Origin of the sequence: Methanoculleus sediminis, from assembly GCF_001017125.1 — an archaeon.
Lineage (GTDB): Archaea > Halobacteriota > Methanomicrobia > Methanomicrobiales > Methanoculleaceae > Methanoculleus > Methanoculleus sediminis.
In genome coordinates this window covers 161,033-173,826 of sequence record NZ_JXOJ01000002.1, presented here as the reverse complement: position 1 = coordinate 173,826, position 12,794 = coordinate 161,033, and the positions used below count along the sequence as shown (strand labels likewise).

Sequence of the window (12,794 nt, the reverse complement as noted above, 5' to 3'; positions counted from 1 at the left end):
ACGCGCCAAAAACCGCCCCGTCCCGGCTCCGCCGCATCGGAGGCCGGCATGCGGTGAAAAAAATTGAGGTGATGATCCGACCGATCAGATCTCGGCGTGCTTTGCCGTGTGGATGCCGTCGATCTTCTTGATCTCGTTCATCGCATCGGCCGGCACCGCAGAATCGACGGTGAGGACCATCAGCGCCTCTTCGCCGGGCTTGTGGCGCCCGACCTGCATCCCCGCGATGTTCACGTTCGCCCGGCCGAGGATCGTCGCGGCCTTGCCGATGACGCCCGGCTTGTCGGTGTGGCGGGAGATGACCACGTGGCCGGTCGGGGTCAGGTCGGTCATGTAGCCGCCGATGCTCACGATCCGCGCGCGGTTCGGGCCCGAGACGCTCCCGCTCACCGTCTCCGTCATCCTGTCGGTCTTCGCGGTGATGGTGATGATGTTCTTGAACCCCTGCGCTTCCTCGGTCGTCGTCTCGCTCATCCGGATGCCGCGCTCCTTTGCCACGAACTCGGCGTTCACGATATTGGCCGGCACCTGCAGGATCGGGTCGAGCATGCCTTTCAGGATGACGCGGGTGACGAACTTCGTGTTCGGAAGCCCCGCAGCCTCGCCGCCGTAGGTGATCTCGAGCGATTCGAGCCGCCCTTCGACGAGCTGGATGAGGAGGCTGCCCATCTTCTGCGCGAGCATCGCGTAGGGCTCGACCAGCGCCTGCTGCTCCGCCGGGATCATCGGCGCGTTCACCACGTACTTCGCCGGGCCGCCCGATAGAACGCTGATGCACTGGTTCGCCACCGAGACCGCGACGTTCTTCTGCGCCTCGACCGTGCTCGCCCCGAGGTGCGGGGTGACGATCACCTTATCGAGCCCGAGAAGCGGGGAGTCCGTCGGCGGCTCGTTCTCGAAGACGTCCAGCGCCGCACCGGCGACTTTGCCGCTCGCAACCGCATCCGCGAGCGCCTTCTCGTCGATGATCCCGCCGCGGGCGCAGTTGATCAGCCGGACGCCGTCCCTCATCGTCGCGATCGTCTCGGTATTGATGACGTGGCGCGTCTCCTTGATCAGCGGGGTGTGGACGGTGATCACGTCCGCCCTCCGGAAGAGTTCGTCGAGCGGCACCATCTCCACGCCGAGGCTTGCGGCCCGCTCCTGGGTGATGAACGGGTCGTAGGCGATGCACTTCATCTGCATTGCCTGTGCACGCTTCGCCACCTCGCGCCCGATACGCCCGAATCCCATGATGCCGAGGATCTTGTCGTTGAGCTCGACGCCCATGAACTTCGAACGTTTCCACTCGCCCTTCTTGAGGGACGCAGTCGCCTGGGGGATATTGCGCGCGAGCGAGAGCATCATCGCCATCGTGTGCTCCGTGGCCGCGAGAGTGTTTCCCTCGGGAGCATTCGCAACGATGATGCCTCTCCTCGTCGCCGCTTCCGTATCGATATTGTCGACCCCGGCGCCGGCACGGCCGATGAACTTGAGTTTTGCTCCCGCGTCGATGACCCGCGCCGTCACCTCGGTCCCCGAGCGCACCAGCAGGGCATCGTAGTCTCCGATAATAGCAACAAGCTGATCCTCGGTCAGCCCGGTGTTGACATCCACATCGCAGAATTCCTTCAGGATGTCGATCCCTTCCTCTGCCAGCGGGTCGCTGACCAGCACTCTATATTTCACGGTTCAACCCATACTAATTCAACATCATATGTATTGATGCTTTTTCCTCCGAAATCTTTTATGTGATGGTGAGAAGTATATGTGTGGTGCGAGCATGAAGGAAATGCCCAACGTTCTGTGGCTCGAAGAAATAAAAAAGGAAGATATCATTTCCGTAGGTGGAAAGGGGGCCTCATTGGGCGAGATGACGGCCATCGGCCTGCCCGTGCCGAAGGCGTTTGTGGTGACCGCCCAGGCGTTCCGAAGGTTTCTTATCGAGACCGGGATCGAAGAAGAACTCTTCCGCAGGCTGGAGCGTCTGGACGTCGACGACAACGGAGCGCTCGAATCGGTCTCCCGTGAAGTGCAGGACATCGTCCTCGCCGCCGAGATGCCCGACCAGATCCGGCAGGAGATCGTCGACGCATATGCCAGGATGGGGGCGGACGGAACGGTCGTCGCCGTCCGGTCGAGCGCCACCGCCGAAGACCTGCCCGATGCCAGTTTTGCCGGTCAGCAGGAGACGTTTCTCAATATTCTCGGAGAAACCGACCTTCTTGACGCGGTCCAGCGGTGCTGGGCCTCGCTGTACGGCGCGCGCGCCATCTACTACCGGGCAAAACAGGGGTTCGACGACCGGAGCGTGAACATCGCCGTCGTCGTGCAGGAACTCATCGGCTCGGAGAAGTCCGGCGTCATGTTCACCTCCCACCCCGTCACCGGCGAGCCCCTGACGATCGTCGAGGGCTCCTGGGGACTCGGGGAAGCCGTCGTCTCGGGGAGCGTCTCCCCCGACAACTACGTCTTCGACCTGCGCTCCGAGCGGGTCGTCGACCGCCTGATCGCCGAGAAGGAGATCATGATCGTTCCCGAGGGCAAGCACGGGACGAAGACCGTCAACCTCTCCGCGAAACAGCGCACCGCCCCGGTCCTCTCCGAAGCGGAGGTGGCGCGCCTCGCCACGCTCGGCAAGATCGCCGAGGATCATTACGGCGTCCCGCAGGACGTCGAGTGGGCGATCGTCGGCAATGACTTCTTCATCCTCCAGTCCCGGCCGATAACGACGATCAAGCGCCCGGAGATCCCGCACGGCGGCGCCGGACCGGCGGAGAAGGGGAAAGGCGCGCTCGGCGTGGTGCTGGTCGAAGGCCAGGGTGCTTCGCCCGGCGTCGCGAGCGGCCGGGTCGTCATCGTGCGCGACGTCAAGGACACGAGCGGCGTCAAAGACGGCGATATCCTGGTCACCAAGATGACCAACCCCGACATGGTGCCGGCAATGCGCCGGGTCAGCGCCATCGTCACCGATGAAGGCGGCATGACCTGCCACGCGGCCATCGTGAGCCGCGAGCTCGGGACGCCCGCGGTCGTAGGAACCAAGAAGGCGACGAAGTTGCTCAAGGACGGCCAGATCGTCACCGTCGACGGCGAGAAAGGCCTCATCTACGACGGCGCGGTTCAGGCGCCGGCACCGGCAGCCGCACCGGCAATTGCACCGGCGGCGGCAGCGGCCGCCCCGGTCATCACCGGCACGCTCGTCAAGGTGAACGTCTCCCTGCCCGAAGCCGCACAGCGGGCCGCCGCAACCGGAGCGGACGGCGTCGGCCTTCTGCGGATCGAGCACCTCATCCTCGGCCTCGCGAAGACTCCGGGCTGGTACATCGAGCACGGCGAGGAAGAGACGTTCATCGCCGAACTCTACGGCGGGATCAAGACGGTTCTCGATGCCTTTCCGGGTAAGCCCGTCTGGGTCAGGACGCTCGACGCCCCGACCGACGAATTCCGCAACATGGAAGGCGGCGAGAACGAGCCGATCGAGCACAACCCGATGCTCGGCTGGCGCGGCATCCGCCGGGACCTCCGGAGCCCCGACCAGTTCCGCCTGCAGGTGGAGGCCTTCAAGAGGCTCTGGGCCGCGGGCTACAACAACCTCGGCGTGATGTTTCCGATGGTCAATCACCCCGGCGAGTTCGTCGAAGCCCGGTCGATGATGAAAGAATGGGGAGTCGATGTGGAGAACGCGACCCTCGGGGTCATGATCGAGATCCCGAGCAGCGCAATCCTGATCGAGGACTTCATCCGGGCCGGGATCAGGTTCGCCTCCTTCGGGACGAACGACCTCATCCAGTACACGCTCGCCATCGACCGGAACAACGAGCACGTCGCCGAGATGTACCAGCCCAGACACCCTGCCGTGCTCCGGCTGATCGACTACGCGATCGGCGTCTGCCGGGAGAACGGTGTCGAGTGCTCCATCTGCGGTCAGGCCGGCTCCGACCCCGACATGGTCACGTGGCTCGTCGAGCACGGCATCTCCAGCGTTTCGGCGAATATCGATGCGGTCCCCCGCATCCGCGAGACCGTAGCGCGGAAAGAGCAGCAGATCCTTCTTGATGCGGCGAGACGAAATGCGTGACGTTGGTTGCCCTGAGGAAGACCTTTTCTCCTTCCTCTCGTCGAAACGGCGGGAGGATCTCGGCTACCGGAATATCCTGAGTTCGATGTGCACGCCGCCCCACCCGGTCGCGGCGCGGGCGCACGCGATGTTCCTCGAAACCAACCTCGGCGACCCCGGGCTCTTCCCCGGGACGGCGGCGCTCGAGGATCTCCTCGTCCGGAGGCTCGGCACCCTGATGCACCTTCCTGACGCCGGGGGGTACGCGACGAGCGGCGGAACGGAATCGAACATTCAGGCGCTCCGGATCGCAAAAAGGCTCAAGCAGGCAGAGTCCCCGAACGTGGTGATCCCGGCGTCGAGCCATTTTTCGTTTACGAAGGCCTGCGACATCCTCGGACTCGAAATGCGGACGGTGCCGCTCGACGCCGAGTTCCGGATGGACACCGGGGCGGTCGACGCTCTCGTGGACGAAAACACGGTCGCTCTCGTCGGGGTGGTCGGGACGACTGAGTATGGCATGGTCGACCCGATCAGCCGGCTCTCGGAGATCGCCCTCGACCGGAACGTCTTCCTTCACGTCGACGCCGCGTTCGGCGGGATGGTGGTCCCGTTCCTCGACCGGCCGATCCCGTTCGACTTCCGGCTCCCCGGCGTCTCCTCCGTCTCCGTCGACCCCCACAAGATGGGGATGAGCACCATTCCGGCAGGTTGCCTCCTCACGCGGAGCCCGGAATGGTTCTCGTGCCTCAACGTCGACACCCCCTACCTGACGGTGAAGCGGGAGTGCACCCTTGCCGGCACCCGGCCCGGGGCGTCGGTGGCCGCGGCGGTCGCCGTCCTCGAGTACCTGGGGATGGACGGCATGCGGGCGGTGGTCGCCGGGTGCATGGAGAACAGCCGGAGGCTGATCGAGGGGATGGAAACGCTCGGCTACCAGAGAGCCGTGACCCCGGACGTCAACGTGGCTACGTTCTCCTGCGAGCGTGCGCCTGCCGGCTGGCGGGTCTCGACGACCCGGAACGGGCATATGCGGATCGTCTGCATGCCTCACGTCACCCGCGACGTGATCGAGCAATTCCTTGTAGATATGAGTGATACAAATGCTTGAACGCCTGATTCATTCGCTGGAAACCTCCCCGGTCATGAAGCGGGGAGAGTACAACTACTTCATCAACCCGATCACCGACGGGGTGCCGCTTCTTGAGCCCGCGCTCCTCCGCGAGATCGGGTGCGCCATGGTGCGGAACCTCGATCTTGCGAAGATCGACAAGATCGTCGTCTGCGAGGCGATGGGCATCCACATCGGCGTCGCCTTCTCGATGATGACCGATATCCCCCTCGTGGTCGTCCGAAAACGCCCCTACGGCCTCCCCGGCGAGGTCGCGGTCCACCAGACCACCGGCTACTCGAAGGGCGAGCTCTACCTGAACGGCGTCGCCGCAGGCGAACGGGTCGTGATCATCGACGACGTCTGCAGCACCGGCGGGACGCTCCGCGCCCTCATCAGCGCGATAGAGAGCACAGGCGCCGAGATCGCCGACATCTGCGTGGTCATCGGCCGGGGCGATGCGGATATCGGCCGCCCGCTCAAGACCCTGGTCAAGATCGAGGTCTCCGAGACGCAGGTGCGTGTCGTTGATACCTGTCTCTGATCTCATCGGAAGGCTCCGCGAGCGCGGGGTGCGGTCGGTGGCCCTCCAGTTCCCCGCCGGGCTCGCCCGGCAGGCGCCGGGAACGGCCGCCGCCCTCCGCCGCGAGGGATTCGAGGTGATCGTCAGCGGCGACCCCTGCTACGGGGGCTGCGACCTCGCGCTCGATGCGCTCCGGTATGCGGACGTTCTGGTGCACTTCGGCCACGCACCGGTCGAGGAGCGCACCGATGTCATCTACGAGCCCGTCCGGTTCGACTTCGACGTTAACGTGCTGGAGAAAGCCCTTCCTCTTCTCACCGGCCGGCGCGTCGGCCTCGTCACCACCGTCCAGCACGTCCACCTGCTCGGTGCGATGGCGGCCTATCTCCGCGAGCACGGCATCGAAGCAGTCGTCGCCCCCGGCGACGGCCGGACGCCGATCCCGGGGCAGGTGCTCGGGTGCAACTTCGCCGCCGCACGGGCGACGGGAGCGGACGAGATTCTCTTCGTGGGGACGGGAGTCTTTCACCCCATCGGCATCCGGCTCGCGACCCGCTCCCGCGTGGTCGCGCTCGATCCCTACACCCGCGAGGCGCAGGAGGTGGATGCCGACCGCCTGGTCCGCCGCCGGGCTGCGGTGATGGAGAAGGCGCGGGACGCCGCGAACTACGGGATCATCGTCAGCACCAAGAGCGGGCAGCAGCGGACGAATCTCGCGCGAAGGCTCGCCGCCCTCTCCGACCGGGCGTTCCTGGTCGCAATGCGCGAGGTCTCGCCTGCCGAGATGCTCGACCTTGGATTCGGGGCTTACGTGAACACCGCCTGCCCCCGGCTCGCCTACGACGACCAGATCCGGTTCCCCGTCCCGGTGCTGACCCCGCCGGAGTTCGAGATCCTCTGCGGGGCCCGGGACTGGGACGACTATGCCATCGACGAGTACCTCGCGCCATGAACCTGCGGCAACTTGAGATGCGGCTCGAACGCCTGGAAGGGTTCGAGCGGCCGACGGCCCGGCTCGAACAGTACCAGACCCCGGCGCCGGTGGCGGCCCGCCTCCTCCACCACGCCGCGATGCAGGGCGCGATCGAGGGACGGTGGGTCTGCGACCTCGGGTGCGGAACAGGGATCCTCGCCTGCGGCGCCGCCCTCCTCGGCGCCTCCCGCGTGACCGGACTCGACATCGACCCGGCGGCGATAGCCGTCGCCCGGCGGAACGCGGAGACGTTCGGCATCGCCGTCGAGTTCCTGGTCGCCGACGTCCGCGACCCCGGCGTCGGGTGGCAGGGGCTCGCCTGCGAAACCGTCGTGGTGAACCCGCCGTTCGGGGCGCAGAAGGCGCACGCCGACCGGCCGTTCATCGATCGGGCGCTCGAACTCGGGGAGGTCGTCTACGGCATCTTCAACGAGGGCTCGGCACCGTTCGTCGCCGCCTATACGGAAGGCCGGGCAACGATCGAGGAGGTGATACGGTGCGCGTTTCCCATGCGGCGGACGTTTGCGCACCACCGCAAGGACCGAGTGGATATCACGGTTGAGGTCATACGTTTAAAGAGGATCTGACAATAGTGACTGTTGATACCAAACCCGTCTGGGGGCTCTCCGCCGCCCACCTGGTGACCGACCTCTATTCGCCCGTTCTCCCTGCAATCCTGCCGCTCCTCATCGCGGACCAGGGTTACTCGTTCTTCCTCGCCGGGCTGATCGTCACGGTCTACAACCTCACGTCGTCGTTCGTGCAGCCGCTCGTCGGCTGGGTCTTCGATACCCGGGGGTTTGCCGTCCACGTCGGCACGAGCGTGGCCATAAGCGCGATCTTCATCTCCATCGTCGGCCTTCTGGACAACTACTTCCTCGTGCTCGCGTCCGTAGCCGTTGCGGCGCTCGGGCACGCCTTCTTCCACCCGAGCGCGCTCGGCACCGTCAGCCGTCTGGCCAGTGACTCGATCCGGGGCCGGATCACCTCCTACTTCGTCATCGGCGGCAACCTGGGCTACGCGATCGGCCCCATCTGCGCCGGGGTCGCCGTCGGGCTGATGGGCCTTCCGGGCCTCGTCGTCCTCGCCGTCCCCGGCATCGCGATCGCGGTGGCACTCAGGCGCATCCTCCCCGCCCCCGACCGCGCCGCCGTCCCGGAGACGCGCGCGCCCGCCGCCAAACCCTCCTACCGGGCAGTCGCTCTCCTGGTCGCGGCCTCGGGCTTCAGGGCGTGGGCGATCTTCGGCTCGGTCGCCTTCCTCCCCACCATCCTCACCATGCGGGGGTTCGACCTCGTGACCGCGAATATCCTGGTCTCGGGCACGCTCATCGCCGGGGTCGTGGGGCAGGTCGTCGGCGGTGTGCTCTCCGACCGTTACGGCCGCAAAGAGTACACGATCATCGGGCTTGTCACCGCCATCCCGCCGTTCGTCGTATTCCTCACCACGGAGGGCATCCTCTCGCTCGCCGCGCTGATAGTCTTCGGGTTCATCCTCTGGTCGACCTTCGCCGTCACCGTCGCCATGGCCCACGAGATTGCCCCGGGCAACGTCGGGCTCGTCTCCGGCCTGATGCTCGGGCTCGCGGTCGGCGTGGGTGGGATGGGTGTCTCGGTCACCGGCTGGATCGCCGATATGACCACGCTGACGCTCGGGCTCGCAACGATCCCGCTCGCGATCGTCCTTGCCGTGCCGCTCTTCCTCTTCGTCCCCTACCCCTGGAAGTCTCTTGTCCGGGGCCGGCTCCCCTCCCGGGGATGATCCGCCCCATCCCTTAAGTATCGGGAGTGCGGATTCATCGCCGATGGTCACCCGGCTCCGGCGCTACCGCCAGATCGCGGATGTGCTCGTCAAGTACGGTTTCGGAGTTCTCGTCGAGGAGGTCATTCCCGGGGCCGAGCGGCTGCGGGTATTCCGGAGGGCTCCCGAAGAGAAGCGATCGGTCTACGAGCGGATCCGGCTTGCGGTCGAGGAGCTGGGGCCGACCTACATCAAGTTCGGCCAGATCATGAGCACCCGGCGAGAGCTCCTGCCGCCCGAACTGATCGAGGAGTTGCAGAAGCTTCAGGACCGGGTTGCCCCGGTTCCGTTTGCGGAGATCCGGCCGGTGATCATGGAGTACTGTCCGAACCTCGAGGAGTGTTTCGACATCATCGAGGAGGAGCCGGTTGCGGCGGCCTCTCTCTCGCAGGTGCACCGCGCGGTGACGAGGGACGGTCATGTCGTCGCCCTCAAGGTGCAACGCCCGGGGATCGTCGACCTCATCGAGACCGATCTTCTGATCCTGCAGTCGCTCGTGACCCGGGTGGAGTCGATCTTCCCGGACCTGCGGGTATACAACCTGCAGGGCATGATGGACGAGTTCTCGGTCCAGATCCGGCGCGAACTGGACTTCACCCAGGACGGGGCGAACGCGGAGCGTCTCAGGCGGAACCTGCAGGATCTGGAATGCGTAAAGATCCCCCGGATTTACTGGCAGATCTCCGGCCCCCGTCTGCTTGCCATGGACTACGTCGAAGGCGTGCGGATCGACGATGTGGAGGCGATCCGGGCCCTCGGTCTCTTCCCGGAAGAGATCGCCGACACCGGGTTTGCCGCCTACGTCCGGCAGATCTTCGTCGACGGGTTCTTTCACGGCGATCCCCACCCGGGAAACCTTCTGGTAACCGAACTCGGGGAGATCGTCTTCCTCGACTACGGCATCGTCGGCGTTCTCCGCCCGGAGAGAAGGCGGGTCTTTGTCGACCTCCTCCTTGCCATGACCCGCAAGGACGTCGCCGGCGTGATCACAGCGCTCGGGAAGATCGACGTGCGTATCAACCCGGCGGACCTCGATGCCGTAAAAGACGACCTCTACCTCGTCATGCTGGATTACCGGGAGATGAAACTTGAACGGGTGAACTTCGCGATCGCGATCCGCGGCCTGACCGACACCCTCCGGCGGTACCATATCCGGGTGCCGTCCACCCTGATGCTGATGATGAAGGTGATCGTCATGGTGATGGACGTCGGCACCCGGCTCGATCCCGCGTTCAACTTCGACCAGAGGATCCGGCCGTATCTGCTGGAGATCGCCGCGCAGCAGCGCCTCTCCCCGGAGAACGTGACGGGCGCGGTGCGGTCGATCGTGGACGCGGCGGAAGGCCTGCTTGCCATCCCCGGAAACGTGAACGAGACCTTGAAAACCCTCTCGGAGGGCACCGTCACGCTCGAGCTCGAGAACCACGACCTCGACCGGATCGTCGGCGTCATCGACCGGACGAGCGACAAGATCATCGTCGGGGTGGTGGTCGCCGCGATCGTCGTGGGGTCGTCGCTGGTTCTCAGGATTGCCGATATCCCTGTTCCCGGGTACGTCTCGGTTCTCGCCACGCTGGGTTACGTCTTCGCGGTGATCGTCGGGTTCTATGCAGTCTACAACGTCCTCAGATACAGCCGCGGCCTCCGGCGATGAAGGATGGGCCATAGGGTTGGCGCTTGAGCACCGAAGGTGCGATTTCCTGTGGGAATCCGTGCCAGTCAATCCGAAGGTCGCGCACGAGTAGTGCTGGTACGAGTGGTGACGATTTGGAGCGCGACGGGTCAAAGAGCCGGAGCTCGAGCCTCGCTCGGCCGGATTTGCGCAGTACGGCTGCCGGGCCGAAAAAAAGTTATTCGCCCTTCTTGAAGAACAGCCGGCAGTGGCAGGTGCCCTGCTCCCCGATCTCTTCCTCGTGATAGATGCAGGGGCAGACGATGATCCGGTCCTTTTCGGGGTCGCCGCTCCGGAGCCTGCAGGGGCAGTATGCCTCCCCGAACCGCTCCTTGTTCCGGGCGAGCCCGCGGAGAACCGCCTCGAGCTGCTTCTCGTCGACGTTTAAAATGTAGCCCTTCTCCTTCGCGTACTCTTTTGCCCTGGCCCGCGCCTCTTCGATCCCATCTTCACTCATAATAAAACTCCTATTGTACAACTCGCTGGCGCCTGTACTCTTCGATATAGGCCATCATCGAGTTAAAGATTTTGACTCGGGGTGCGGCATCATCGCGAGCACATCCCTGCCCTCGGAGAGGACACCGGCGATGTTCTCCCCCGAACCGTCCTTCGCGGTTCAGCCGTGCGAGCACCTCCACGGGGCCGATGCAGCGCCTCTCCGCACTGGTGGCGGCTACGGTGCACCTCATGCAGGCTCGCCCCAGGGCGGGGAGAGAATCCGTTTCGCGACGCCGGCGTAGGTCTCCATGACGTCCCCCTTGCCGAACCGGTAGACATCCTTGTCGAGGGATGTTCCGGTCTCTTTGTCCCAGAGCCGCATCGAGTCCATGCTGATCTCGTCGCCGAGGACGATCTCGCCGTTGTAACGGCCGAACTCCATCTTGAAATCGACCAGGGTGATGCCGCGCAGGTCGAGGTACTCCGAGAGCAGCTGGTTTATCGCGAGCGCCATGGCCTTGATCTGGTCGAGCTCTTCGGGCGTAGCAAGACCGAGAGCGTAGATCAGGTCGTCGTTCAGCATCGGATCGTGGTGGGCGTCGCTCTTGTAGTCGATGACGATCAACGGCGGATCGAGCGGTTCTCCTTCCCGGAACGGGTAGTTGCGCACGATTGAGCCGGCCGCAACGTTTCTCACGATCACCTCGAGCGGGATCATCGTAAGGTTCCGCACGGCGATGACGCCGGGCTCGATGCTCGCGAGGTAATGCGTCCGGATCCCGTGCTCTTCCAGGTACCTGAAGATGAAGGTCGAAACTTCCGCGTTGTACTTCCCTTTTCCTTCCAGGGTGTCTTTCTTCTCGCCGTCGAACGCCGTGATGTCGTCCCGGAACTTCATGATGTATACTTCCGGGTCGTCGGTGCGGTAGACGGATTTAGCCTTCCCCGTGTAGAGGAGGTCAACCTGTTTCATGGCCAGATCTCCTGATATGTGTTGTCCGGGATTTGTCATGAGGTTATGCACCCGCGTCCCGGCCGGGTGCAGCAATCTTCTCTGCGAGCCGCCGGATCAGGGGTTCGAGCCGGGAAGAGTACCAGCCCTTCTCGATGTACTGCGGGTAGATGCAGAGCCGTTCGCGGAGTTCGGCGTCCCCGGCGATCCGCCGGAGTTCGTCGAGCTGCGGCCAGGGGTGCTCCGGGTTGACGTAATCGATGGTGAGCGGGGAGACCCCGCCGAGGTCGTTGACGCCGCACCCGATGAGATGGGATGCGTCCGCGAGGTTCGGGGGTATCTGCACCGCCACGTCTGCCGGAAGGATCTCGCGTGCGAGGCTGATCGTCGTACAGATCTCGTCGGTGCCGGGAACCGCCGCATCCGACATCGCAGTCCCGGGTTTCGGGCAGAAGTTCTGGACGATGACCTCCTGGATGTGGCCAAAGCGTGTGTGGAGGTCGCCGATGACCCGGAGCGACTCCTCGCGGTCGTCCATTGTCTCGCCGATCCCGAGCAGGATGCCGGTCGTGAATGGGATCGAGAGTTTCCCGGCGTTCTCGATCATCTCTATCCTGACCGCCGGGTCCTTTCCCGGGGAGTCGCGGTGTGCGGCGACATCCGCGGTCGTCTCGAGCATCAGCCCCATGCTTGCGTTCACCTCGCGAAGCCGGTCGAGTTCCCCGTAGGAGAGGATGCCGGCGTTGGTGTGCGGGAGGAGGCCGCGCTCGATGGCCGCAAGAGAGAGGCCGTAGACGTAGTCGAGGATATCCGCGTAGCCGAGCCGCCCGAGCATCTCGTTAAAGCCCGGCACCGCGCCGGGCCGTTCTCCGAAGGTGAAGAGCGCTTCCGTGCACCCGAGGGCCGCGCTCGCATCAAGCGTCCGGGTGGCTTCATCGGGCGGCATGACGCACCCTTCCCGCACCGGGGTGCGGAAACAGCAGTAGCCGCAGCGGTTTACGCAGACCGTCGTCAGGGGGAGAAACGCGTTCCTTGAGAAGGTGATCACGCGGCGGTGCATGGGTACATGTCGGCATTGTCTCACATGAACCTTTAGTTACCAAACGCCGCCGACTCGCGCGAAGAACGACTTCCCCGAAGGGGAAGGAGTTTGAGCACCGAGTGTGCGAGGTGTGAAGGGCGACTTCCCCGAAGGGGAGGGAGTTTGAGCACCGAGTGTGCGAGGTGTGAAGGGCGACTTCCCCGAAGGGGAAGGAGTTTGAGCACCGAGTGTGCGAGGTGTGAA

General features: G+C 64.7%; 11 protein-coding genes. 7 read left to right on the top strand and 4 right to left on the bottom strand.

Annotated elements, in window-relative coordinates; genetic code table 11:
- Nucleotides 1–84 precede the first annotated feature (84 nt).
- A complete protein-coding gene (gene serA / locus SZ63_RS03655) occupies nucleotides 85–1,668 on the bottom strand; it encodes a phosphoglycerate dehydrogenase (RefSeq protein WP_048181375.1) in 1,584 nt (527 codons plus the stop codon).
- Between the two features lie 94 nt (nucleotides 1,669–1,762).
- Between serA and ppsA the strand changes: the two genes are divergently transcribed.
- Genes ppsA through SZ63_RS03620 form a run of 7 tightly spaced genes read left to right on the top strand, consistent with a single transcriptional unit; the run spans nucleotide 1,763 to nucleotide 10,101 of the window.
- A complete protein-coding gene (gene ppsA / locus SZ63_RS03650; protein ID WP_048183515.1) occupies nucleotides 1,763–4,060 on the top strand; it encodes a phosphoenolpyruvate synthase in 2,298 nt (765 codons plus the stop codon).
- Entirely contained in the window at nucleotides 4,053–5,150 is a 1,098-nt protein-coding gene (mfnA, locus tag SZ63_RS03645; protein WP_048181371.1) for a tyrosine decarboxylase MfnA, read from the top strand. Before ppsA ends, mfnA begins: the two co-directional genes overlap by 8 nt.
- Nucleotides 5,143–5,694 carry a hypoxanthine/guanine phosphoribosyltransferase gene (hpt, locus tag SZ63_RS03640; RefSeq protein ID WP_048181368.1) on the top strand — a complete coding sequence of 184 codons (552 nt, stop codon included), beginning with the start codon at nucleotides 5,143–5,145 and terminating at the stop codon, nucleotides 5,692–5,694. Before mfnA ends, hpt begins: the two co-directional genes overlap by 8 nt.
- Nucleotides 5,672–6,625: a diphthamide biosynthesis enzyme Dph2 gene (dph2, locus tag SZ63_RS03635; protein ID WP_048181366.1), complete on the top strand. Its 954-nt coding sequence runs from the start codon at nucleotides 5,672–5,674 to the stop codon at nucleotides 6,623–6,625. The genes hpt and dph2 overlap by 23 nt, the downstream gene beginning before the upstream one ends.
- Complete coding sequence (locus SZ63_RS03630; RefSeq protein WP_048181364.1) at nucleotides 6,622–7,233, top strand: METTL5 family protein; 612 nt, start codon at nucleotides 6,622–6,624, stop codon at nucleotides 7,231–7,233. Before dph2 ends, SZ63_RS03630 begins: the two co-directional genes overlap by 4 nt.
- 5 nt (nucleotides 7,234–7,238) lie before the next feature.
- The gene (locus tag SZ63_RS03625) at nucleotides 7,239–8,408 is read left to right on the top strand and encodes an MFS transporter (protein ID WP_048181361.1); all 1,170 of its coding nucleotides are present in this window, start codon (nucleotides 7,239–7,241) and stop codon (nucleotides 8,406–8,408) included.
- 43 nt (nucleotides 8,409–8,451) lie between these two features.
- Nucleotides 8,452–10,101 carry an ABC1 kinase family protein gene (locus tag SZ63_RS03620; RefSeq protein ID WP_048181358.1) on the top strand — a complete coding sequence of 550 codons (1,650 nt, stop codon included), beginning with the start codon at nucleotides 8,452–8,454 and terminating at the stop codon, nucleotides 10,099–10,101.
- A 196-nt stretch (nucleotides 10,102–10,297) separates the two neighbouring features.
- On the opposite strand, the gene SZ63_RS03615 is transcribed toward SZ63_RS03620, so the two are convergent.
- The 3 genes from SZ63_RS03615 to cofG form a co-directional block, all read right to left on the bottom strand.
- Complete coding sequence (locus SZ63_RS03615; protein ID WP_048181354.1) at nucleotides 10,298–10,576, bottom strand: ferredoxin-thioredoxin reductase catalytic domain-containing protein; 279 nt, start codon at nucleotides 10,574–10,576, stop codon at nucleotides 10,298–10,300.
- A gap of 228 nt (nucleotides 10,577–10,804) precedes the next feature.
- The gene (gene purC, locus SZ63_RS03610) at nucleotides 10,805–11,530 is read right to left on the bottom strand and encodes a phosphoribosylaminoimidazolesuccinocarboxamide synthase (RefSeq protein WP_048181349.1); all 726 of its coding nucleotides are present in this window, start codon (nucleotides 11,528–11,530) and stop codon (nucleotides 10,805–10,807) included.
- A 43-nt stretch (nucleotides 11,531–11,573) separates the two neighbouring features.
- Nucleotides 11,574–12,569 carry a 7,8-didemethyl-8-hydroxy-5-deazariboflavin synthase subunit CofG gene (gene cofG / locus SZ63_RS03605; protein WP_048181343.1) on the bottom strand — a complete coding sequence of 332 codons (996 nt, stop codon included), beginning with the start codon at nucleotides 12,567–12,569 and terminating at the stop codon, nucleotides 11,574–11,576.
- Between the last annotated feature and the right edge of the window lie 225 nt (nucleotides 12,570–12,794).